Below are 733 nucleotides of genomic sequence, written 5' to 3'. Positions count from 1 at the left end.
ATCGGCGGCGCGGGCGGCGCCGGGGCTAAAGGTGGCGCCGGTGGCACCGGGGTCAACGGCAACACCGGCACCGCGGGCTCCACCGCCTACGGCACCGCCGGGCAGGGCCAGGCCGGCGGCACCGGCGGCGGCGGGGGGGCCGGCGGCAACGGCGGCAACGGCGGCGTCGGCGGGATCACCCTGGGCGGCAGTGGGATTCAGGCCGCCAGCGGCGTGGGCGGCAACGCCGGCAGCGGCGGCGCGGGCGGCACCGGCGGCCAGGGCGGCGCCGGCGCGGCCGGGGTGGCGGGCACCAACAGCGGCAACGGCGGCAACGGGGCCAACGGCGGCGGCGGCGGCACCGGCGGCAACGGGGGCAACGGCGGCACCGGTTCGACCACCGGCACCGCGGGCAGCGCCGGCAGCGGCGGCAACAGCGGCGCCGGCGGCAACGGCGGGCGCGGCGCCGACGGCACGATCACCAACACCACCGGCGGCAACGGCGGCACCGGCGGCAACCGCGGCACCGCGGGCGCCCACGGCAACGTCGGGACCGGGTCGGGCAGCCCGAGCGCGGGCAGCAACGGCACCGCGCCGACCTCCGGCGGCAACGGCGGCCAGGGCGGGGCCGGCTACAGCCCGACCACCGCGGGCGCCTCCGGCGGCCAAGGCGGCAACGGCGGCGGGGGCGGCAACGTCGGCGCCGGCGGTCAGGGCGGGGCCGGCGGCAACGGCGTGGCCGGCGCCATCGGCG

Annotated in this window: 1 pseudogene; it reads left to right on the top strand. The window is 82.7% G+C overall.

Annotation, left to right across the window (positions count from 1 at the left end):
- Positions 1-733 (top strand): annotated as a pseudogene (locus AC5Y43_RS24960) (hypothetical protein); the annotation flags it as partial.

The sequence above is a fragment of the Mycobacterium sp. NGS57 genome, assembly GCF_059812405.1.
The sequence above is the reverse complement of the archived record's forward strand: the minus strand, read 5'-3'. Positions and strand labels throughout refer to the sequence as shown.